Raw genomic sequence first — 20786 nt, 5'->3', positions numbered from 1 at the left:
AGAGGGTTGCGGGTTGCTATCACCCGCGTGTGTACTGGGTGCACGCTGGAGGAAGGAGATTCGCGATGGACAGGCTGAAGGGGAAGCGTGCGCTGATTACGGGTGGGACGACGGGGATCGGTCTGGAGACGGCGCGGCAGTTTGTGGCCGAAGGCGCGAGGGTGGCGGTGACGGGGAAGAATCCGGCGAAGAAGGAGCTGGGCAGCGGGGTTCTGGTGATCGAGTCGGATGCTGCGGAGGTTGCCGCGCAGAAGGCGCTGGCGAAGCAGGTGGGCGAGGCGTTTGGCGGGCTGGATGTGCTGGTGCCGAACGCTGGCGTCGTGGAGATGCGTCCGATTGGGCAGTGGGACGAGGCGGCGTTCGATCGGTCGATGGGGATCAACTTCAAGGGGCCGTTCTTTCTGATCCAGGAGCTGCTGCCTTACTTTGCGAATCCGGCTTCGATTGTGTTGATGGCGTCGGTGAATGCACACGTCGGGATGCCGAATACGAGCGTGTACGGGGCGACGAAGGCGGCGCTGGCTTCGCTGACAAGGACGCTTTCGGGAGAGCTGGTGGGGCGGGGGATTCGTGTGAACGCGGTGAGCCCGGGGCCAATTGCTACTCCGCTGTATGGGAAGCTGGGGCTGCCGCAGGAGCAGCTTGCGGGTGTGGCGGAGGCGATCAAGGGACAGATTCCGGTGAAGCGGTTTGGAGAACCGGTGGAGGTGGCGAAGGCGGTGGTGTTCCTGGCTTCGGACGAGGCTCCGTTTACCGTGGGCAGCGAGCTGCTGATGGATGGCGGGCTGGCGCTCTAGGAGGTTGCGAAGGCTCGGCTGCGGAGGAGGGTGGAGATGTCGGCCAGCGCGGACCCCCAGTGTTCTTCGGCGGCGGTGGGGTCGTGGCCGAGGGCCTTGAGGTAGAGGGTGATGGCGAAGCCTTCCTGGGGGCCGGAGAAGTCGATGAGCGCGGGGCGGAGGGTGCATTCGAGGAGGGCGTAGGGGTGATGGACGGGAGCGGTGAGGCGCGTGATGCGGTGGAGGAGCTGCTCGTGCTGGTGGAAGGAGACGAAGGTGGAGCGGTCGCGCCAGAGGAGGTCGATGTAGCTGGCGATGCCGAAGGGGGAGTCTTCGGGGATTAGGTCGAGTTCGAGGCGGAGTGGGGAGAGATCGTCCTCTGCGAGAGGCCAGACGTCACATTTGGCGGTGAAGACGGGAGAGCGCGGAGCGTTGAGGGCTCGGAGGGCGTGGAGGAGAGGAGGGTGCTGCGCGGCCTCTTCGATCCAGTCGAGGTCGTAGGGGTTCTCGCGGAGATCGATGAAGTGGCGGGCGGGATTTTCGGGGTCGGACCAGGGGACGACGAGGACGGGGTCGTCGGGGCCACATTCAACGGTCCACTCGGAGAGCATCGTTTTATTGTAGCGAGTCAGCGAGTCAGCGAGTCAGCAGGTCAGCAGGTCAGCAGGTCAGCGAGTCAGCAAGTCAGCAAGTCAGCGAAAGGTCCTATGCTTCAAGTGTCTTTAGCAAACCGTTGAGCATTCTGCTGACCTCATTGCATCTTCCAATGAGGTCCTCCGCGTTCCTGTTCTCAAGAAATTGCAGGTCGGCTGAAAGTTGAAGCTGCGTCTCAAGCTCATATGCCGAACCACGCGCCTGGGCAAGGAAGGTTCGCATCAGAGGATCGCTGAGACGCCCATGCCCCTCCGCAATATTGGATGGAATGGAAACCGCAGAACGTCGAACCTGGCTCCTCAGTCCAAACAGCTCATCTTTCGGAAAGAATCAGTAGCGCGATAAACATCACGCGCCAAAACCATCGCCTTCTGCCAAACAAGAAGATCCCGAAAGTGTCGTGTCCTCATCGCAATTCAGCAATTCTAAAACAGCTGACTCGCTGACTTGCTAACTCGCTGACTTGCTCAACAGGAAGCGGAGGAGGGTGTGTTCGGCCCAGTAGCCGTCGTAGCCGTCGACGGGTGTGGTGAGGAAGGCGCAGTGGCCGCCGTGGGTGGTCTCGAGGAAGGTAATGTTTGTGTTGGCGGCGATCTTTTCGCGGCTGTCGGGGAGGATGCGGACGAAGGGATCGTCGGCGGCGTTGAGGATGAGAGTGGGGACGGCGATGCGGTCGAGGACGCGGGCGGCGGCGGCGCGGTGGTAGTAGTCGTCAGCGCCGGTGAAGCCGGAGTAGAAGGCGGTGACGCGATCGTCGAACTGGCGGATGGAGCGGATGGCGCGGGCTAGGGCGGGATCGTAGGTCTGGGGGAAGAGCGCGGCCTTGCGAAGGTAGCGGGCGAGGAGGTCGCGGAGGAATTTCATCTCGTAGATGCGGTTCTGCGGGGCGTGCAGGGCGTCGGCGGAGGGGCCGAGGTCGATGGCGGGGGAGATGCCGATGACGGAGCGCAACTGCGGCGGCGCGGAGGCGGCGAGGTCGCCGGCGAGCTTGAGGACGAGGTTGCCGCCCATGGAGTAGCCGATGAGTGAGATGGAGGTGAGCGAGAAGAGTGCGACGAAGTGGTGCATGACGGCCTCGACGTCGGTGGAGAGGCCGGAGTGATAAAGCGTGGGGGTGAGGGCCTCGGTGCCGCCGCAGTTGCGCATGTTCATGCGGATGATGTTGGCGCCGGTCTGCCAGAGCTTGTTGGCGTTGCCGATGACGTACTGCGAGGTGGAGGAGCCTTCGAGGCCGTGGACGATGATGGCGGTGGGACGCGCGGCGCGGACTTCGGCGGGCTGCCAGTGACAGTCGCAGCGGACCTGACTGGCGATGTGCGTGTTAGTCGTGGGGGAGACTTCGACGAGCACGGACTCGGCGGGCGGGAGGGAGTGGGTGCGCGGGAGGAAGTTGCCGAGGATGGTCTGGAGGTGGCCGTTGGAGAAGAAGCGGCGGGGTGCGAACTCAGGCGCGTGTGCGGCGTGTTCGGCGATGGATGCGGTGACGGACTCGATCGTGGTGGACATCAGCGGTGCCCTGCTTCGGCGGCTACTCCAGCGAGGAAAGAGACGGCGTTGAGCGCGCCGGAGGGCTCGTCTTCGTGCTTGAAGTAGATATAGACGTCGCGATCGGAGGCGAGCGCGGTGAAGCGGGCTACGAATTCCTTAATCTCGGCCGGTGAGTAGGCTCCGGTGCGGCGGAGACGGAAGCTGGTGTGGGTGGTGGCGGTGTGGACCTCGGGGGTGGCGAGGTCGTCGCTTTCAGCGATGCAGAGGGCGGCGCTATGGGCGCGGAGGATGGAGTAGATCTCGTCGGTGAACCAGGACTCGTGGCGGAACTCGAAGGCGATGGGTGGGGCTCCGGGGTCGTTGAGTGCGGGCGCGGCGAGGAAGGCGGAGAGGCGCGCGGCGTCGGCCTTCATGTTTGGCGGGAGCTGGAAGAGGATGATGCCGAGGTTGCCGGCCTGACGGACTGGTTCGAGTGTGGAGACGAGGAATGCGACGTCGGACTCGCAGTTGGCGAGGCGCTTGATGTGGGTGATGCGCTGCGGGGCTTTGAAGCTGAAGCGAAAGAAGTCGGTCGTGGCGGCGAGCCAGCCTTCGAGCATTGCGGCGGTGGGGAGGGCGCGGAAGGTGTAGTTGACCTCGACGGAGCTGAGCTGCGTGGAGTAGAAGTCGAGGAAGCGTTTGGCGGGAGTGCCTTCGGGGTAGAAGGCGGGCTTCCAGGTGGGGTAGGCCCAGCCTGAGGTTCCGGCGAAGATGCGTGCGGATGCGGCGGTTGCTGCGGTTTCGGAGGAGGGGAGTGCGGCTTGGGGAGTGCGGGGCAAGGTATCCGCAGGATGCTCGGTGGAGTCTTGAAGGATGTTTGGGGCGGCTAGTGGGGTTCGAACCCACGACATCCGCTGCCACAGAGCGGCGTTCTGCCACTGAACTATAGCCGCCGTACTGGTTAAATTGTAGCATCAGAGCGGGATTCGCGGAGATTTTGTCGCTCTCCGGGAAAAACGAATGCAGCCTTCTGCCCAGCCCGAGGTGCTCTCACCGCGAACGCGGCGTGGACGCAGGCTCTTCGACGACGAGAACCTCGACATTCTGTCGCACGTTCTGGACGACTTCATCAAGATTCCGGGCACGTCGATACGGTTTGGGCTGGATGGGATTATGGGGGTGGTCCCGGGGATTGGCGATATTCTGGGCGGCGTTGCTTCGTGCATCATCATCATCGCGGCGTGGATGCGCGGCGTGCCATCGGTGACGGTTGTGCGGATGGTAGCGAACATCGCGATCGAGGTGGTGGTGGGATCGATTCCGGTGCTGGGGGATGCGTTCGATATTGCGTGGCGGGCGAACCGGCGCAACTATGCTCTGCTGACGGGAAGCATGTATGAGCCGCGGAAGCACACAATCCAGAGCTGGATCTTTCTGATCGTGCTGTCGATGGTTCTGATGGCGCTGATGCTGGTGCCGATGCTGCTGCTGGCGTGGCTGGCGAATGGGCTGATGCACGCTCTGTTTGGAGTGGAGGTCCACTTTCCGACGTGGTTTTAATAGCTTGGCGCGCGAGTGGATGCGATAAACTGAAGGGAGTCGGGGCGTAGCGCAGTCTGGTAGCGCATCTGCTTTGGGAGCAGAGGGTCGGGGGTTCGAATCCCTCCGCCCCGACCATCGAATCAATAACTTGGCGAGTCTTCGCTCCCCTTCAAAATACTATGTAGCGGATACTGTAGCGGGTGGCTGCTTTTTCCGTTCAATTCCTGCTGTTCTCATTACCCTTTTGCGCCTTGCTCGGAAGCTCTTTCGGACCTGGAGACGCGAAAAAATGTTCATTGGTTTGCAGGTGCCATTCACGGTTTGCCCGCAATTCAGACCAGGGAGGCGTAATCGCGCATGGCATTACAATGTCGGCGAAATCCTCTCTTACAGCCGACCGCGGTGGCCTGAAACTCCCCCGAGCTGCTGAACAGCAAGTGATATGCCGGGGATCTCCTTCGCCCATTGGATACAACTGGGAGCAAGTGCTTCGTATTTTTGGACCAGTACGCGCACGCGAGAGGAAACACACAATCTGCACGCCCCAAAAAGGTCGGGCGATCTAGGTATTGTCTAGGGGGTTTGCGGTAGCCAATAAAAGCAGTAGTTCGCGGAGCAGTACGCGCGCGCGAGGACGCGGCGATTGCTTAAGGATAACCTCACATTCGGTTCCTCAACGTCTACGAGGTCATCAACTTGCGCCGTGCTGCTCCAACCAGACCGAGGGCGCCGGTACCGAAAAGAAGCCAGGTTGAAGGTTCTGGTGTCTGCGCTTCGCTTACAAGGTAGAGATGGGCGTCGAAGTAGAACTCAATGCCCGAGCGGCGAATGGGTGGATATGTAGTGCCATTGAACAGGTAAGGTGGGAAGAGAAAGTCGTAGCCGAAATAGGTGTATGCGTCGGTCTCGCAGTGTACGGTGAAGCATAGATCTCCGCCACTGTAGTCGATCAGACTGTTCGGTGTGGTCAACGTAGCGAAAAAGCTGTTGCCATCCAAGGTGGACGAGGCGAAGTGCATCGCGTGTCCGTCGGGATACTGGAGGCAGTTATTCAGGCACCCTGAGTTGGTAGCATTGCTGAGGATTTGCATGGTGATGGGCGGATCGAAAACTTCGCCCAGGTCGTTCTGGGGGAAGATCCATGCGAAGGTAGCCGTAGAGGGCCTGACCAGTAGTGGTGTCGATGGTGATCAGACCGCTCAATGTGCTTAACCCAGCCCTTGTGCTGCTAGTGGAGCCATTCACGTCGTCGATGGCAAAAGTGCGGAGCGTATCGGCGTTTACAGTGGCAGAGAGTAACGCAAGGACTGCAAGGGCGAAAAAGCTTCGCTTCATATCCAACCTCACTTGATTTTGATAAGGACGCCCTTCAGGATGCGGTTCACCAGGAATTGAGTCAAGTAAAAGTGATCGCCAATCTGTATTTCTGACATGCAAAGATGTGCAATCAAAAGTGAACTAGGCGAATAGGCGTTAGTGCTAGGAACGTGCTTCTGTTCAGCAACGTCAGACTGTTCCGACAAAGTCGTCTTTCGGCGAGTCCGGCCGGAAGATTGCCGGAAACGTCACTCGCAGGAAAATTTAGATTGAGTGGAAGTTGCCACTACGCGGGCGCCTGATTTGCTAGCACCGAAGCTGCGGGCCCCGCGCTGACCAACTTGCCTTGATGAAGCATGAGTGCATCGTCGCAAAACGCCAAAGTGTTTGCTTTGTGACTGACAACAAGTATCGTCATCGATCCCCGTAGCTCCTTCAGCATGCGAAGGATGTTTTGCTCTTTCGCTTGGTCCAGCGCGTTCGTGGCCTCGTCAAAGATCAACAGCTCCGGCCTCCTGACAAGCGCGCGGGCGAGCCCAATCCTTTGGCGCTGTCCACCTGACAAGCCGAGGCCGCTCGGTCCAACGGGGGTATCAAGACCAAGCGGCAGGTCGAGGACAAAATCTGCTTCAGCCGCGCGGACTGCGTATCTTATCTCCTCTATTTCTGTCTCGGCCCGGCCATATGAGATGTTCTCGGCAATGGTTCCGTCGAAGAGGTCGACATCTTGCCCCGCAATCGCGATGCTATTGAGCCAGTCCACCGCACGAAGGTCGCTCAACGGTGTGCCGTCAATCCTGATGCTGCCTGAAGTTGGTTCCAGAAGGCGGCACAACAAGTTGATGATGGTCGATTTACCGGAGCCCGATTCGCCCAGCAGCGCCGTCGCGCGTCCGCGACGCAGCGCGAAACTCACGTTCGAGAGCGCGGGAGCATTGCGAGTTCCGTAGTCATGTGTGACATCTTCGAAAATGATGTGATCACGCAAGCCAGCGAAAGGAACAGTGCCCGTCAACGCGGGCGGCTTGTTAGATGGGTCTAGCAGCCATTCAACCTCTTCGAAATGTGCGCTGGCCGCGGCAAATGCGGCGGCGGTTCCTTCCAGGATTCGCAGGTGCGGTTGTATGCGGTTCATCAGCACGAGAAACGTCGCGAGTACGGGTACCGACATACCCGTGAAGATGGCCGTGAGCAGCACGATGACAAGCAACAGCCCGTGGAGTGCTTCTAGCAATGGCCCCTGCGTCCCGGATACCCGCTCGGACGCGAGAATGGCCTGGCGCACATCGTCGGAACTTTTCTCAAAGTGCTCTTGCTCTACCTTTTGCGTGTTGAAGATGCGTATAACTCGTGCGCCGAAGATCACGAATAGCATGCGATTATGCAGAAGTTGGTTGACCGCAACCGTCCTGTGACTCAGCGTGCGCAGCTTGCGTTCCATGCGCTTTTGAATAGCCCGAGCCAAGAGTCCGCCGACAAGCACCATCATCGTCAGCCGCCAACTGACGATGAAGAGCAGCACGCAAAACATAACAACGTTAGCTGTGGAGGCTATCTGGTTGAGAAGTACCCGTATCGCATCGGAGGCCTTCCAGGACTCAGTACTCACGATGTTGAATAGTCGACCTGGATTCTCTGTCAGAAAGAAGGGATAGCCCACGCTATTGAGGCGCTGACCAAGCCCACAGCGAATCTCCTGACCTATCTTGCCATCCACCCAGGATGCGAAAGTGCTAGCGGCTGCCTGAAGAGTCGCTTTCAGCGTCACGGCCACGACGATCACACCGGCGATGATCCATAATCTCGCATCGCGGCTGTGTCCAGCGGCGAACACGACTAAGCGCCCGACAGGGCCATGACCTTTGCTGCTGGGTAAATCACCGGTGAGAATACCCAGCAGAGGAATAAGCAAACCAGCGCCAATGCCTTCCAGCAAGCTGATAGCAAAAGCGAGCGGTATCACAATACCAATTGTCCAGTAGTAGCGCCGGGCAAGGAGATCCAGATTTCGGTTTACCCCGAAGACATTCAGCGCCTTCATTGTCGCGATACGCCCACCGTTTCCCCAGCCACTAGAACGAGCGCACAACATAGGAAAGGGCTTGAATGCCCTCTCGAGAATGCCCGAATTTTGAGTATACTACCCGCATAATCGGCCCTGAGCGGGCACTCTTATAAATGACAGAAGCCGAATCAGAAGTTCTTCGAACTGAGCGCGGTACAAATCCGGAGGAAAGTGTTGCTGTTGTCATCACCACCTTCAATGACACAAAGTACCTCCTAGACGCGCTGCATAGCGTTTTCGCCCAGACCCGTCCAGCAGACGAGGTGATCGTGGTTGACGATGGTTCGGAAGTGACTCCGGCGCCGCTCCTCGAGGCTTTCCCAATTGTCAAACTGATAGAGAAGGCGAACGGCGGTGTTGCCAGTGCGCGAAACGTCGGACTTTTGCAAGCTACCTCTAGGTTTATTTGCTTTTTGGATGCTGATGATCGGCTAAGGCCAAATGCCTTGGCAGCCGGTTTGGCCTGCTTTCAAACTCATCCAGAAACAGCCCTGGTATACGGGGGCCACTATCAGATTGGTCGAGATGGCTTACCCAAAGGCAACACTAACGTCCCCATGCCTACCGGAACTGACCCCTACTCAACTCTGCTGACGGGAAACATGATCGGGATGATAGCGACCGCTCTGTTTCGGCGAGACCGTCTGATGGAGCTAGGTGGGTATGACGAACGACTGCGCAGAGGCGAAGACTATGAGCTATATCTTCGGGTCGCGCCACGGTACCCGATCGCTTCACATTCGCAGGTAGTCGCTGAGTATCGGTGGCATGGAGACAACATCTCGAAGGACACAGCGCAGATGCTGGAGGCGATTCTCTCGATCCACGACAAGCATCGGCCCGATGGCGGACACCGCTTAGATTTCTGGCTCCAAGGTCGGCGCAACTGGTACGACTGGTACAAACATGGCCAAGAAGCAATGTGGGGGGATGGGGCTTCGAATGCTGCAAAAAGTGTCCTTGCAGCCCCGCGCGCCCATGTTCTTCTGAAGCGTATCTTCCGGGCGGCTGTACCCGAGCGTCTGCGCGCTCTGAGACGGAGGACCTGGCCACCGCGCGTGGGGAAGGTTGATTTCGGTTCTCTAGCCAGTACTCGACCATTGAGCATGGATTTCGGCTGGGAACGCGGCACCCCCTTGGATCGCTACTATATCGAGGGCTTTCTCCAAGAGCATTCGCGAGACATCAAAGGGCGTGTTCTCGAGATAGGCGATGACCTCTATAGCCGTCGATTTGGCACCGAGATCGCACAACTGGACGTATTGCACGTCAGTAGTGAGAATCTGAAAGTTACGATTACCGGTGACATTACAACGCGAGGCGTTCTTCCGGAAGGTGCGTTCGATTGCATCATCTTCACCCAGACGTTGCAGCTCATATACGACCTCAATGAAGCCGTCGAGCGGCTCCATGCGGCGCTCAAGCCGGGCGGTGTTCTTCTGCTGACAGTTCCAGGGATAAGTCAGATCGACCGTCACGAGTGGGGGACGAACTGGTGTTGGTCGTTCACGGTCAGCTCGTTGCATCGCCTCTTTGAGCGCGTCTTCGGACGAGGAGAGCTGCAGTTTTCAACCCACGGTAATGTGTTTGCCGCCATATGCTTCCTTACGGGTGCCGTCGTGGAAGACGTCGATATAAGTGACCTGGATGTGCATGATCCCGCGTACCCAGTCAACATTACACTTCGAGCGCAGAGAGCCCGATGAGCATCCCTTCGATCGCACGCAGGGTCTTCCGCCTCATTCGCGGTCGGCGGGCCGCCCCTGCAATCCTTATGTACCACCGGGTGATCGCACTTGAGCAGGACCCTTGGGATCTCGCTGTATCCCCCGAAACGTTTGAGCGGCAACTTGCCTATTTGAAAAGCCATCGTACGGCTATGCCGCTCGATCAACTTGTTGAGGGGCTGCGTAACGGGAACCTACCTCGGAACGCCGTGGCCATCACCTTCGATGACGGCTATCGCGACAATCTGGTTCACGCCAAGCCTTTGCTAAAGCGTTATCACCTACCCGCGACCCTCTTCCTTGCAACAGGATGGGTTGGTTCCAGTGTGCCGTTCTGGTGGGATGAACTGGCCGGATGGACGCTCCAATCGAGGCAGGCGGTCGATTACACAGTGTTGGTTTCGAATGAGACATTCTCGCTGCGGTGGGGCGTGCCCGAGACAGCGGATATAGATGGAAAATGGCGCGCATCCGGTGAGCCGCAAACAGCACGGCAGAGAGCCTACCTCGGGTTGTGGCGTAAACTGCGAGATGTTTCGCAGGCCGAACGTGTGCGCGTGATGGCTTCGGTCCGTGGCACCTTCGGCGGTGTGCATAATTCTCTTTCGCTACCGATGAATCACGCCGACGTTCAGGAGCTGACCCAGGACGGATTGATCACGCTTGGCGCTCATACGATCCATCACCCGGCTCTAACGACCTTGACAGCAGAAGACTGCCGCGAGGAGATCCTCGCTAGCACACAGCAATGTCGAATGATGACGGGAGTGGAGACCTCCTTGTTCGCTTACCCTTATGGCGATATGAACGATGGGGTTCGCAATATCGTGGCAGGTTCCGGTTTTGCGTCAGCATGCTCCACCAGGTCTGCTCACATTAATGTTGCCCGCGAGGACCGATATGAGTTGCCGAGATTCGCGGTGCTGAACCGCGATATGGCGCAATTCAAAGCGCTCCTCAATTCCTAGCGACACGGTAGGCAGGCTCACCAGCATTATCTTCGACGTGCGTCGACGAATTTATATTGCCTTTGATAACCTCCTTCCACAGCTTGGCATCAAGCTCCGTCAATGCATCGAGAATCTCTCTTTGGCGCGGATGGCGAGTATTAATCTCGCTTGGCTCAATCTCTGGTCTGACATCTGTGAACAGTGGCCCGGCGATTTCTTCAACGGATTTTGGCTTTTTGAACAGGAGACGAAGTAGTCGCTTCGGCTGGCGCTTCAAGAATCTCAGCGAAAACTCTATCGCTTGCATTGGTTGATTTATGAACAGAATTCCCAGGTGTTTGGCGGCCTCAGGCCAGTCGCGTCCGGCTATAAGTTCTGGCACGGTGTAACCCAAAAGCGCTCCATACACGAGACGGGTAGCCCATTTCGGAATCTGCGGATTTGCCTTGAGGTGTTTCTGTATTACACCAAGGGCGCCGCGAGCCATCTCTCGGTGACGGGTCGACATGCTGCCAGGTGCCCTGCGATAACCTACCAGAAGCTGTTGAACACAAACTATCGGGTATCGGGCAGCCACTGCCAACTCGAAATCGATATCCTCGCATCCGCCGCTTCCGTGTGCGATCCAGGAAGAATCATAGCCCCCGACCTCGAGAGCCACATCACGAAGAACCAGAACGGAGCTCCCATTGCCGGAGAATCTGAAGTACATGTTCCGCAGCAATATATAGCCGCTCTCCCCTGGGGTGGCTCCCTTACTTACGACCCGATCATGCGCATTAATGAGGCGGGCGAGCGCATAACTCGCAGCAGGCAGCGCTCCGTCTAACGGCTCTTGCATCGACTCCACCTGCAGTCTGATCTTGTCAGGGTGCCACAGATCATCCGCGTCCAGAAAGGCAACATACTTTCCACGAGCTTCGCGGATACCAACGTTCCGAGCGTTTGCCACACCTCCGTTTGGAATACTGACTACGCGGAAGCGCTCATCCACTGCGGAAATCGACTCAGCCAGTTTGCGAGTGTCGTCCTTCGATCCATCGTCGATCACAATAATTTCGAGATTCGGATAGTTCTGCTTAGCAGCAGATAATAACGTCCGTTCTAACCATACCTCTGCGTTATAGGCCGGAATGATTATTGAACAAAGTGGCAGGCTCATATGAGAGTGAGTTGATCTTGATATTGTTGCGCAAGGTGCGCACGGAACCAGTCCACTGTTAATTGGACGCCCTTCTCATAGGGCACTTTACATTTCCAGCCGGGCAAAGTGCGTCTCGCCAGATTGAGATCGGGCCTACGATTCGTGGGATCCTGCGGTGCGGGATCGACATGGTGAATGGGCAGATTCCCAAACATTTTGCTGATGTACCTTGCCACCTCAATGACCGGAATCTCGCGATCATTTCCAATGTTCAGCGGCCCTGGATAGTTCACAGGGTCACTCCAGAAGTAGCGCTCCAAGCCGTCAACTATATCTTCGACATAGCCCCAACTTCTCGATTGCTCCCCGCTTCCGTATACGGTCAAGGGCTGGCCACTCAGTGCCTGCATAATGAAGTTGGACACCGCACGTCCATCATCGGGTCGAGTGCGTGGACCGTACACATTGAAGAGGCGGACGACTCGCAGATCTATCCCCTTAGTTCTCCGAGTTTCGAATAGTAGTGACTCCGTGCACCGTTTGCTCTCATCGTAGGATGATCTCGGCCCGGTGCAGTCGACAGAGCCCCGATAGCTTTCTGGCTGAGGCGAAACGAGTGGATCCCCGTAGATCTCCGAAGTAGACGTAAACCCGAAGCGCCCGCCGGGCGCGAGTAATTCCAGCAAGCGCATAGCGCCGATTAGGTTTGCAGAAATTGTCCGAATCGGCTCGCTCATATACCACGGGGGCGATGCCGGGGACGCTAGGTGATAGATCTCATCGAATCGTAGGTCAGTCTGGAACCGCTCTACGTCGGATTGCACAATCCGAAAGCGATCGTCGCGAATATGTGCGAGATTTTGGACGTCCCCTGTCCAAAGATTGTCGACGACGATGCACAACTCCAAGTCTGATCGCCGCATGATTCGGTCGCATAGGTGCGAGCCGATGAAGCCACACCCACCACTTACCAGTACCTTCGACATCTGTCCCTCTACCAAAAACGAGCTTGCTACAACGTGCCGGCGCTCTCTCCCGGCGCGTCATCCTGTTCAAAACAATCTCGTTCCGCTCGTGGTGCAGATTGTATCCCACACACAAAATGGGTTTGTATCCCACAAATGGGTATGGATTGCCCGCTGTTTTGTATCACTCCAATTCGCCAGATTCCGCATTTTCGAAGATATTTTTCCGGTGCTTCGGGTCGTCTTCAAATTCCTCCAGGACCATCCAGAAAACTGAACCAGAGAAGGGCAAAGTTTGTCTTTGAGGCACTGACTGAAGCATTCCCGTGTTCGCATTAGCACGATTTATCTGATTGATCCGTCCAGCCAGACATTCAAGACTGTAGCGGATACTGTAGCGGGTACCCGTCTAGACAGGCTTATATGGCCCAACATGCCGAGAGCGTAATCGCCTGAAAATACGACTGCATTGAAGTAGGTACAACTCAGGCTAATTGGCTGGGCTATTCTTTGGGAGCAGAGGGTCGGGGGTTCGAATCCCTCCGCCCCGACCAGCAAAATCAACAATTTGACTCTGCGGTAGGTTGACCCGCAACCCCACACATCCCCACGCCGGCATATTGGAGCAGTTTTGTGTGCGCTTCGAGCTTGCTGTCCATCATTCCCTTCCCGTAGATGTTCATCGTCGTGGCCACATCAGCATGACGCATCATCTTCTGTTGGACGCCCACCGCAGTTCCCACCGCATCAAGCCAACTGCGGAAAGTGTGTCGGAAGGTGTGCCAGCCAAGCCTTGGCACGCCGACTTGCGCGGCCAACGGCTTGAGATGACGACGGAGGAGAATGCCTGCATGGTACGGTTTGCCCGTCACAATGCTCGGGAACATCCAGCCCTCTTCCGAAACCGGTGCAATCCGCTGCCATCTTTGAAGAAAGGGCATGAAGTCACCACTGAGAGGAATGACATCTCTCGAGATGCTTCACTTTTGACATCCGAAACGTTCCCGTCAACGGCCGAGCGCCGGATGGAAAGAGTCTGAGCCGACACATCCAGATCTTCCCACTTGAGCCCGAGCACTTCGCAGATACGAAGGCCCAGGTAGCAGGTAAGCTCGGCCATTAGCAAATACGGATCCTCGAGGTTTTGTCGAACGATCAGCATTTGTTCAGGCATCAAAACCACCTTCTCGATCACTCGGCTTCTCCCCTTCACGCGAACAAGGCTGATGGGATTTCTCTGAGCTTCCAGCCAGCCTCGTTTCATCGCAAGTTCGAACAACCGATACACCATGCTCCTGATGTGCCTTTTCGTTTCCGGTGCATACGGCAATTCTCGCAACCACACTTCAACTGCATGGGGTCGAATTTCCGAAAGCTTCTTGGAGCCCCATCTCGGCTCAATGTGCCGATCCATCAGCAGGCGATAATTCTGACGGCTCTTGGGCCGCTCCGGCATCTCTTCCTGCTCATAGATTTCCATAACGGCCTTCAGCGTAGGTTCCTGAAGAGCTGCGATGGTGGCGCTTGAATTGAGTTTCAGAAGCAAAGCCTCCACTTTGCGCTTGACCGCGCCTCAGTCGGGAACTTCGTTGTGCTGAGGGTTAATTGTTTCTGTTTGCGCACTCCACTCTCGTAAGTGCTATATCTGAATTCCCAGACCGCAGGCCCTTTCGCTCTTTCGACCTTGCGCAGGGAACCATGTTGGTATCGATCTCTCGTGACCGTCATTTTTCCTCCAGTCACGGGAGCGGTTGGCTGATTGAGCTTAACGCGGGGCCGATCTCGGAGTCCATCCGTGTCACACCGAGATTGGTTGGCGGTTTCGTGCTGATCGACCTTTGAGCAATCGCTCGTCGACTCTGCACGAAGAAGCTCATGCTCGGCTTGGCGCATCCACGCTGCAATCGAACAGAGAGAGCTGTCTGAGTGTGCGAGGGGAATCGCGCATGTTCCACATGCTCCTTGCACTCACAATGATTCAATGCGGATTTGATGTCCAGATGGTCTCTGCATGAGGTGGAAGGAGCGAATAGGACGTGTGAGGACTCGATGGTCACGAGAGGAAACTTTGAGAAACGGTTGGAACTAATCCTCCTGTGGAAAAGCGCAAGAAATCTTGACGAGAATGCGGGAATCTCCACCACCTCGGAGAAGCTTTCAATGATTCCGGGAAATACCGCCTCTACCCCTGGAGCACAATTGCGCAAGCTCCAACCAACGTGGGTTGGAGTTGCTCTCTGTTTAGTCAGCGTGTGATGACCTCCCGGAACCGTTCGCCAAGACTCAGAGGTTAACGGCGGCGGGTGCGTCCGGTCGTGGGAATGGTATCGCCTGGCGCAATCACGTGCGCTCTAAGCTTCTGCTGTGGGAAGTCAGAAGGGTTGAGCGTAACGATAGAATCTGCGTTGCCAGCCTCCGCGCATGCACAGAACGGCTCGTCATCAGGATCAGGAGAAATTCCATAGCCCGGAACGTCGGGAACAACTTGAGCTGCGGTGCGGATGAGGCTGATCGCATGAGCAATCAGGTCGCGACGGACTTTGCACCGCGCAAGGATTTCTTTGTACTCTTCCAGGATTTCTTCCGTGATAAGCCACTGGAAAGTGTCGTCCTCAATCCAAGCGCGGAGAATCTGTGCACTGGGCACGATCGATCGGACTCCAACTCTTTTGAAGGCGGCAATCCCCGCCACAAGAACCGAGGTATCGACGACGCCCTTAGGCCGTTTTCTTCTGTGAGAGGGCAACTACGCTGATCTCCGGTGTCTTCCTGCGCTGTGCTCGATAACTCTTAATCTCGTTCAAGATGTCCTTCTCGGATATGCCCTTCAGGTCTTCTGCCACGTCCTCGAACGCGCGAGTGATTTCTTCCTTCCAACCCTTGCGCCTTCTTCCATCTGCTTCGTTCCGCGAAGCCTTGGGTTTCGGGAGCCGTGCCTCCAAGTCGGTCGCCAGCGCTCGTAGCGGCACTTCGATTCTCACCACTTCCTTACCGCTCACAGGACGCGAAGAGATTGAAACATCGGAGAAACGGCCGGATTTCGATTTCTGCGCCTCTGCAAAGATTTCTCGTATAAACCGTGCCAGTAGGGGCACCGAGGTTCCAAGCGACTCTTTGAGATAGAACGCAACCCTTGCCTCCAACAGAGAAGTCGCATCAAACACGAAAAAGCGATCCCGGCGCTCCGGCTGAAGCACGCCGAACTGGACCAGGTTCTGGAGGTCCTTTGGGTTAACGCCTAGAATGGCGCTCGCTTCGCGGAGCTTGAGCTGAATTGTCGGCATCATAGCCACCTTCATCTAAAGTTTAGATGAAAAGAGACCGCGGTGCAAGGACACGTGTCCTTGCTGCGTTTACACTTGCTTCTCTCCGCACCACCTGTGCCCACATGTGGAATCTCATGAGCATTCTCGAGACTTGGAGGGAAGCAATATGCCTTGTCGCTTTACTGTCGATAGGCGGGATCGAGCTGAACAGTTTCCCTAAAACTATAGATATGAATCAAATTAATCTGATTGAGGTGTATCAGGCCGCTTGTTCCAAAGAGCCAAATCCAGCTCACAATAGAAATAAATATCGGGGCCGTGATTCAAAAAGAATGCTGTAATGATCTCTGTTTCTTCCCGGCGATTTAGGTTGCGACAAAAACAGGTTCAGTGGCAGGTGGAATCTTGAGGGCTTTCTCTTGATTCAATCGGGAAATGGAATTCTGGGCATTGCCATCGCAGCTCTCGGCGGAGCCGCAGTCGGCGTCGATCGGCAACGTGCCTATCGTGAGAATGAACCGGGAGCAATCGGCGGCCTCCGCACATTTACGCTACTTGGCACGGTGGCTGGAGTATGTGGCTTTCTCATTGCCAACGCACTCATCACGCTTGGAGTCGTTATCCTTGCCAGCACTGCGGCTATGGTGTTGATTGTGCGCCTGGGTGCAGGCAGGATCCCGCGCGACGCCACAACAGAGGTTGCGGCTATGGCTGTGTTAGTCAGCGGTGTCACTGCCGGGCTTGGCCATCTGGGTATTGCCGCAGCGCTTTATGCCTGGACGCTTCTCTTGCTTATTGAAAAGTCATGGCTCCATGCGCTGGTCAATCGCATTGGTCTTATCGAGCTTGAAGCCGCGGCACAATTTGCCGCGATGGGGCTCATCGTTCTCCCCCTTCTCCCTTCCGGGGATTTCGGCCCCAGAGGGATATTAAATTTGCGTTCTCTCTGGACACTTGTCCTGGTATTCTCCGGAATCAGCTTTGCCGGATACCTCGCCAGAAAAGCCATGGGCGCCAAAATCGGCTGGGTCCTTACTGGGCTCATCGGAGGGCTGATCTCCTCTACACAAGTGGCTTTGTCCTTCTCGCGTGACAGTCGCAGCCACCCTGAGTCCTACGTTCCTCTTTCTGGAGGGGTGATGGCGGCAACCTCGGTTTCGATGTTACGAGTATGTATTCTGTGCTTGCTGCTTCGTCCGGCTCTGGCCATCGCTACTTTCTTCTACGTTATCGCTCCGCTCTCGATTGGAGTTTTATTTACTGTATACAGCCTTCGCCGTCCATCCAGTGAGCGTGCTTCTTTGGAAGAAAAAAATCCCCTGCGCGTCCTTACCGCTGCCTATCTTGCTTTGATCTTTATCGCTGCCCAATACTTGGTGACCTTTGCGCGTGCATGGTTTGGGAATGCTGGAATGTTTGGTTCGGCCGGTCTGCTCGGCTCGGTCGATATCGATGCCCTTGTTGCCTCTCTAGCACCCATGGTGCGGCGGGGCATGGAGACGTCTGAGGCTGCGAGAGTCATAGCGGTTGGTATCCTCGGCAACACGGCAGTGAAGTGTGCTATAGCTCTGATATGGGGCAAGAATGCATTTCGCAAGAGTACGACCCTAGGTTTTGTTTGTATTCTTTCAGGGCTTGCCCTTAGCCTTGTCTTCATTCGCCAGTGAATGCGTTTTAGCTGAATTGTGTGCAATGGGAACCTTCTCAATATCTGTTCTATTTACCTCCCGCAACAGGCCTAAAAACAACTCCTGAAACCGCGGCAGTCAATGGTGCAGCGAGGGCTATGCCCAAGCTCCAGTAACCGATGCCAGGAAGAGTTGAACAGCTAACGTGAGTCCAGACGGCAGCTTTACGATCTGCCTTTCGGTGAACGCGGTGACGAAGTTTCCCTCGATACAATCTTTTCCTTCTGACTGTGGGCGGCCTGTAGTCATTTCTACCTCCGTGCCCGTGCCTTGATTCACCGCGATACCTCGGCTGATTGCATTTGAGTCGCCGAACGCGCAGTGCGCTTGAAGTATTTTGCGATTTCACTCACCCATAAGACACTGCTTGCGATCGACACGCAGAGTATCCAGTCAGCCAAGCTTAGTGAGACGACTCCAAATGCGAGCTGGAGATAAGGAAGATTGAGAAGAACTATTTGAAGTCCAATGGATAGCAAGATGGAACCCCAGAGCCAATGATTGCCGAACATGTCACGAAACGCACTGTCAGAATCAGAACGAGCACTGAGCGAATTGAACAATTGGAAGAACATAAGCGTTGTGAAGGCCATCGATCGTTTATGGAGAATGGAGGCGCCGCTCGGGGCCGAGAAGAAGATCAGCAATGTCCCCACTGTCATTGCCGTCGCAACGAGCAATAAATTGCCAAACATCTGGCGACCGATGATGCCCGCATTTGGGCGTCGCGGAGCACGCCGCATGACATCCGGGGATGCGGAGTCCATTCCGAGCGCCAGCGCAGGTGCGCCGTCGGTAACGAGGTTGATCCAAAGAATCTGAGCTGCAGTGAGAGGCAACACAAGAGATTGCGCGACACCGCCGCTTCGGAAGGACAGTATGACGGCGCTTAGGAATAGCGTGAAGACTTCTCCCAGATTGGTTGCCAGCAAATAGCGTAGAAACTTCTGAATATTGTCGAAGACGATGCGGCCCTCCTCAACAGCGGCAACGATCGTGGAGAAATTGTCGTCAGTCAGGATAAGATCGGCAGCCTCTTTCGATACATCTGTGCCGTTGATGCCCATGGCAATGCCGATATGTGCGGCCTTCAAGGCCGGCGCATCATTCACGCCGTCGCCCGTCATTGCTACGATCTCGTTGTTCTGCTGGAGGGCATGCACGATACGGAGTTTGTGCTCTGGATTGACCCGTGCATAGACCTCAGTGGTGCGGACGGCGTGCCGCAAGTCAGCATCGGAGATTTGATCAAGTTGGGAGCCAGATACAACGACCAGTTGAGATGATTCCCAAGTCCTGAGCGACGGCCACCGCCGTTTTGGGGTGATCGCCGGTTATCAGGATTGGGCGGATGCCGGCCTGTTTTGCTTGCTCTACTGCACGACGAGCCTCGGGACGAGGCGGGTCCATCATGCCGACTAGCCCAATGAACGTCAGATGGCGTTCCGTGGCTTGTTCGTCGATAGCTATGGGGTTAGCTGCCTCGACTTGAGTCAAGAGGCGAGTAGCAACGCCAAGTGTACGAAGTGCAGTGGAGGTCAATTGTTCATTGTTGCGGAGAATGTCTTGCCGGCGCTGAGGTGTCAAAGGACGGCAGACCCCGGCGGAAAATTCATGCGTACAGTGTTCCAGGAGGATGTCGGGAGCTCCTTTGGTAAAAACGGTGATTGCCCCGGAATGCTGGCCCTGTTCATGTAAGGTGCTCATCATTTTTCGTTCCGATGAAAAGGGAATTTCCGCCAGACGAGGGTAGAGACTTTGCATAGCTGAAGGCAGGATCTTCGCCTTCCGAGCGGCGGTTAGCAGTGCAGCCTCCGTAGGATCTCCTTGAATCTTCCATCCCCTTGCGGATTCGCTAAGCTGTGCGTTATTCACGAGGGCCGCCGCAAGGAGCAATTGAGATATTTCTCGCGACTGAGCCTCTGTGAATTGTTCATTGTTCGGTGTTGAAAGATTACCTTCAGGGGAATAACCGCTTCCAGAGACGTTGGCATAACCTGAAGCCGTGACAAGGGCGCGAACTGTCATCTCGTTGCGCGTCATGGTCCCGGTCTTGTCCGAAGCGATCACGGTCGTAGACCCCAAAGTCTCTACTGCAGGGAGCTTCTTAACGATTGCCCCTCGACGAGCCATACGTTGCACCCCGATTGCCAGCACCAGCGTAATGACAGCGGCAAGACCTTCCGGGGTAGCGGCGACGGCCAATGCGATCCCGAAGAGCAGTATGTTCATGACCGCAGTGGCACTTTGCATGCCTTGAACAGCGAGCAAGACCGTGACGACACATGCGGCTATTAGGACGACCGCGACACCCAACTGCTTACTCAGGAGTCTGAGTTGTTGCTGCAAAGGGGTAATCTGGTTTTTTCAACGTCAAGAAGTTTTGCAATCCTCCCACACTCAGTTTGCATCCCAGTAGCAGTGACGACTGCTTTCGCGTTCCCGGAGACGATCATGGTGCCTGCAAAAACCATGTTCAGGCGATCCCCAAGTGCTGCGGTATGCTCAATTGACTCGGAATGTTTATGTAGTGCGCCGGGAGACCGGCAAGGAGTAGATGGTGCAAGTCCATTACGGTGAAGGTGTAGCGAACCACGCCGGCCCCGAGTCATGCGCAGTATACCGTGAGGGGTGCGGCGAAGCGTTGACAGGGGAGCGTGCAGGCCAGCCATTGAGCCACGAAATCTTTCTCATCCAGGACGCCGACGTAGTTACGTATGCGGAAGGCAAAACGAACGGGTGCGACATCGCGAGTGCCCGAACGGTCCTGCGTGGTCGTAGACCCTGGCATGCACGGACGCTCTTTGCTTGGGAACCGGGAGATCTCCAGTTTGGCCATTTGCAGTCAAGGGGTGGTCCGCGTCGGGAAGGCGAGGAGCCGTAGCCGATGATGAACGAACCGGAGAAGTCAGACCCCTTCCACAGTAGCTGCGAAGCCGGCGAACAAGACCGGACGATCGGACGCGGAGTCGGTGGAGCCAAGGGAAGGGGCCAAGGGGAACACGCCCGAGCCGCACACGCACCGGACATGGAGCCGGGTGAGCGTGTCACCGGGGCTTGAGCGTGTACGAGAGCGAGCAAGGCAAGGGAAGAAGGAACGGTTCACCGCCCTACTTCATCGCGTGACGGTCGATCTACTGCGAACGGCGTATCTCAAGCTTAAACGAGATGCGGCGCCGGGAGTGGATGGCACCACGTGGCGCGAGTACGGGCATGACCTGGAAG

The 20786-nt window shown here is 56.5% G+C and carries 21 protein-coding genes and 2 tRNA genes; 7 read left to right on the top strand and 16 right to left on the bottom strand.

Features of this window, described 5'->3' with window-relative positions:
- Window positions 1-65: 65 nt before the first annotated feature.
- Window positions 66-797, top strand: coding sequence for an SDR family oxidoreductase (locus Q363_RS20375; protein WP_035354117.1), 732 nt, complete (start codon window positions 66-68; stop codon window positions 795-797).
- Here Q363_RS20375 and Q363_RS20370 read toward each other — a convergent pair.
- The 5 genes from Q363_RS20370 to Q363_RS20350 all read right to left on the bottom strand — a co-directional run bounded on the left by Q363_RS20370 (window position 794) and on the right by Q363_RS20350 (window position 3850).
- Window positions 794-1387, bottom strand: coding sequence for a hypothetical protein (locus Q363_RS20370; protein WP_035354115.1), 594 nt, complete (start codon window positions 1385-1387; stop codon window positions 794-796). The two genes, Q363_RS20375 and Q363_RS20370, sit on opposite strands and share 4 nt — an antisense overlap.
- Window positions 1388-1481: 94 nt before the next feature.
- On the bottom strand, window positions 1482-1700 hold the full coding sequence (locus tag Q363_RS44425; RefSeq protein ID WP_245632353.1) for a four helix bundle protein: 219 nt from the start codon (window positions 1698-1700) through the stop codon (window positions 1482-1484).
- A 180-nt stretch (window positions 1701-1880) separates the two neighbouring features.
- On the bottom strand, window positions 1881-2936 hold the full coding sequence (locus tag Q363_RS20360) for a YheT family hydrolase (protein WP_051979070.1): 1056 nt from the start codon (window positions 2934-2936) through the stop codon (window positions 1881-1883).
- Complete coding sequence (locus tag Q363_RS20355) at window positions 2936-3736, bottom strand: DUF72 domain-containing protein (RefSeq protein WP_051979072.1); 801 nt, start codon at window positions 3734-3736, stop codon at window positions 2936-2938. The genes Q363_RS20360 and Q363_RS20355 overlap by 1 nt, the downstream gene beginning before the upstream one ends.
- 39 nt (window positions 3737-3775) lie before the next feature.
- A tRNA-His gene (locus tag Q363_RS20350) sits at window positions 3776-3850 on the bottom strand.
- A gap of 67 nt (window positions 3851-3917) precedes the next feature.
- Between Q363_RS20350 and Q363_RS20345 the strand changes: the two genes are divergently transcribed.
- Window positions 3918-4457, top strand: a complete 540-nt coding sequence (locus Q363_RS20345) for a DUF4112 domain-containing protein (protein ID WP_035354110.1) — start codon at window positions 3918-3920, stop codon at window positions 4455-4457.
- Between the two features lie 40 nt (window positions 4458-4497).
- Window positions 4498-4574 (top strand) — tRNA-Pro (locus Q363_RS20340).
- Window positions 4575-5119: 545 nt separating this feature from the next.
- Here the strand turns inward: Q363_RS20340 and Q363_RS20335 are convergent.
- Complete coding sequence (locus Q363_RS20335) at window positions 5120-5530, bottom strand: PEP-CTERM sorting domain-containing protein (protein ID WP_035354107.1); 411 nt, start codon at window positions 5528-5530, stop codon at window positions 5120-5122.
- Between the two features lie 512 nt (window positions 5531-6042).
- Window positions 6043-7797 carry an ABC transporter ATP-binding protein gene (locus tag Q363_RS20330; protein WP_051979069.1) on the bottom strand — a complete coding sequence of 585 codons (1755 nt, stop codon included), beginning with the start codon at window positions 7795-7797 and terminating at the stop codon, window positions 6043-6045.
- Window positions 7798-7934: 137 nt separating this feature from the next.
- Here Q363_RS20330 and Q363_RS38660 point away from each other — a divergent pair, with 137 nt between their 5' ends.
- Together Q363_RS38660 and Q363_RS20320 are read left to right on the top strand one after the other, a co-directional pair.
- Complete coding sequence (locus Q363_RS38660; RefSeq protein WP_051979068.1) at window positions 7935-9527, top strand: glycosyltransferase; 1593 nt, start codon at window positions 7935-7937, stop codon at window positions 9525-9527.
- Window positions 9524-10516, top strand: coding sequence for a polysaccharide deacetylase family protein (locus tag Q363_RS20320; protein WP_051979067.1), 993 nt, complete (start codon window positions 9524-9526; stop codon window positions 10514-10516). Before Q363_RS38660 ends, Q363_RS20320 begins: the two co-directional genes overlap by 4 nt.
- Here Q363_RS20320 and Q363_RS36435 read toward each other — a convergent pair.
- From Q363_RS36435 to Q363_RS20290, 6 genes are all read right to left on the bottom strand, one after another.
- Window positions 10506-11660 carry a glycosyltransferase family 2 protein gene (locus Q363_RS36435; RefSeq protein WP_051979066.1) on the bottom strand — a complete coding sequence of 385 codons (1155 nt, stop codon included), beginning with the start codon at window positions 11658-11660 and terminating at the stop codon, window positions 10506-10508. The two genes, Q363_RS20320 and Q363_RS36435, sit on opposite strands and share 11 nt — an antisense overlap.
- Window positions 11657-12628: an NAD-dependent epimerase/dehydratase family protein gene (locus tag Q363_RS20310; RefSeq protein WP_035354104.1), complete on the bottom strand. Its 972-nt coding sequence runs from the start codon at window positions 12626-12628 to the stop codon at window positions 11657-11659. Before Q363_RS20310 ends, Q363_RS36435 begins: the two co-directional genes overlap by 4 nt.
- Window positions 12629-13167: 539 nt before the next feature.
- Window positions 13168-13548 carry a site-specific integrase gene (locus tag Q363_RS20305; protein ID WP_084080591.1) on the bottom strand — a complete coding sequence of 127 codons (381 nt, stop codon included), beginning with the start codon at window positions 13546-13548 and terminating at the stop codon, window positions 13168-13170.
- The gene (locus Q363_RS20300) at window positions 13476-14153 is read right to left on the bottom strand and encodes a tyrosine-type recombinase/integrase (RefSeq protein WP_157467242.1); all 678 of its coding nucleotides are present in this window, start codon (window positions 14151-14153) and stop codon (window positions 13476-13478) included. Before Q363_RS20300 ends, Q363_RS20305 begins: the two co-directional genes overlap by 73 nt.
- Before the next feature lie 744 nt (window positions 14154-14897).
- Window positions 14898-15353 (bottom strand): PIN domain-containing protein, encoded by a 456-nt coding sequence (locus Q363_RS20295; RefSeq protein WP_084080590.1) that lies wholly within the window; start codon window positions 15351-15353, stop codon window positions 14898-14900.
- Window positions 15325-15894, bottom strand: coding sequence for a hypothetical protein (locus Q363_RS20290; RefSeq protein ID WP_035354093.1), 570 nt, complete (start codon window positions 15892-15894; stop codon window positions 15325-15327). Before Q363_RS20290 ends, Q363_RS20295 begins: the two co-directional genes overlap by 29 nt.
- Before the next feature lie 398 nt (window positions 15895-16292).
- Here Q363_RS20290 and Q363_RS20285 point away from each other — a divergent pair, with 398 nt between their 5' ends.
- Complete coding sequence (locus Q363_RS20285; RefSeq protein WP_035354092.1) at window positions 16293-17540, top strand: MgtC/SapB family protein; 1248 nt, start codon at window positions 16293-16295, stop codon at window positions 17538-17540.
- Between the two features lie 296 nt (window positions 17541-17836).
- Here the strand turns inward: Q363_RS20285 and Q363_RS45560 are convergent, their stop codons facing one another.
- Genes Q363_RS45560 through Q363_RS46540 form a run of 3 tightly spaced genes read right to left on the bottom strand, consistent with a single transcriptional unit; the run spans window position 17837 to window position 20035 of the window.
- Window positions 17837-18790 (bottom strand): HAD-IC family P-type ATPase, encoded by a 954-nt coding sequence (locus Q363_RS45560; RefSeq protein ID WP_051979065.1) that lies wholly within the window; start codon window positions 18788-18790, stop codon window positions 17837-17839.
- A gap of 19 nt (window positions 18791-18809) precedes the next feature.
- Window positions 18810-19910 (bottom strand): HAD-IC family P-type ATPase, encoded by a 1101-nt coding sequence (locus Q363_RS36425; protein WP_051979064.1) that lies wholly within the window; start codon window positions 19908-19910, stop codon window positions 18810-18812.
- Window positions 19886-20035, bottom strand: a complete 150-nt coding sequence (locus tag Q363_RS46540; protein WP_169747061.1) for a P-type ATPase actuator domain-containing protein — start codon at window positions 20033-20035, stop codon at window positions 19886-19888. The genes Q363_RS36425 and Q363_RS46540 overlap by 25 nt, the downstream gene beginning before the upstream one ends.
- A 564-nt stretch (window positions 20036-20599) precedes the next feature.
- On the opposite strand from Q363_RS46540, the gene Q363_RS42945 reads away from it, so the two are divergent.
- Window positions 20600-20786 (top strand): hypothetical protein (locus Q363_RS42945; RefSeq protein WP_342667436.1); only part of this gene is annotated, 187 nt, incomplete at its 3' end.

Origin of the sequence: Edaphobacter aggregans DSM 19364 (assembly GCF_000745965.1) — a bacterium.
In the GTDB taxonomy this organism is placed as follows: Bacteria; Acidobacteriota; Terriglobia; order Terriglobales; family Acidobacteriaceae; genus Edaphobacter; species Edaphobacter aggregans.
This window is presented reverse-complemented; position numbering and strand designations above follow the sequence as displayed.

Bases quoted from the DNA above. Each gene is read 5' to 3' on its own strand.
- Q363_RS20290 (WP_035354093.1), bottom strand. From the start codon at position 15,894: ATGATGCCGACAATTCAGCTCAAGCTCCGCGAAGCGAGCGCCATTCTA.
- Q363_RS20345 (WP_035354110.1), top strand. From the start codon at position 3,918: ATGCAGCCTTCTGCCCAGCCCGAGGTGCTCTCACCGCGAACGCGGCGT.
- Q363_RS36435 (WP_051979066.1), bottom strand. From the start codon at position 11,660: ATGAGCCTGCCACTTTGTTCAATAATCATTCCGGCCTATAACGCAGAG.
- Q363_RS38660 (WP_051979068.1), top strand. From the start codon at position 7,935: ATGACAGAAGCCGAATCAGAAGTTCTTCGAACTGAGCGCGGTACAAAT.
- Q363_RS46540 (WP_169747061.1), bottom strand. From the start codon at position 20,035: ATGGTTTTTGCAGGCACCATGATCGTCTCCGGGAACGCGAAAGCAGTC.
- Q363_RS20360 (WP_051979070.1), bottom strand. From the start codon at position 2,936: ATGTCCACCACGATCGAGTCCGTCACCGCATCCATCGCCGAACACGCC.
- Q363_RS20320 (WP_051979067.1), top strand. From the start codon at position 9,524: ATGAGCATCCCTTCGATCGCACGCAGGGTCTTCCGCCTCATTCGCGGT.
- Q363_RS20305 (WP_084080591.1), bottom strand. From the start codon at position 13,548: ATGCCCTTTCTTCAAAGATGGCAGCGGATTGCACCGGTTTCGGAAGAG.
- Q363_RS20310 (WP_035354104.1), bottom strand. From the start codon at position 12,628: ATGTCGAAGGTACTGGTAAGTGGTGGGTGTGGCTTCATCGGCTCGCAC.
- Q363_RS20330 (WP_051979069.1), bottom strand. From the start codon at position 7,797: ATGAAGGCGCTGAATGTCTTCGGGGTAAACCGAAATCTGGATCTCCTT.
- Q363_RS20335 (WP_035354107.1), bottom strand. From the start codon at position 5,530: ATGCAAATCCTCAGCAATGCTACCAACTCAGGGTGCCTGAATAACTGC.
- Q363_RS20370 (WP_035354115.1), bottom strand. From the start codon at position 1,387: ATGCTCTCCGAGTGGACCGTTGAATGTGGCCCCGACGACCCCGTCCTC.
- Q363_RS20375 (WP_035354117.1), top strand. From the start codon at position 66: ATGGACAGGCTGAAGGGGAAGCGTGCGCTGATTACGGGTGGGACGACG.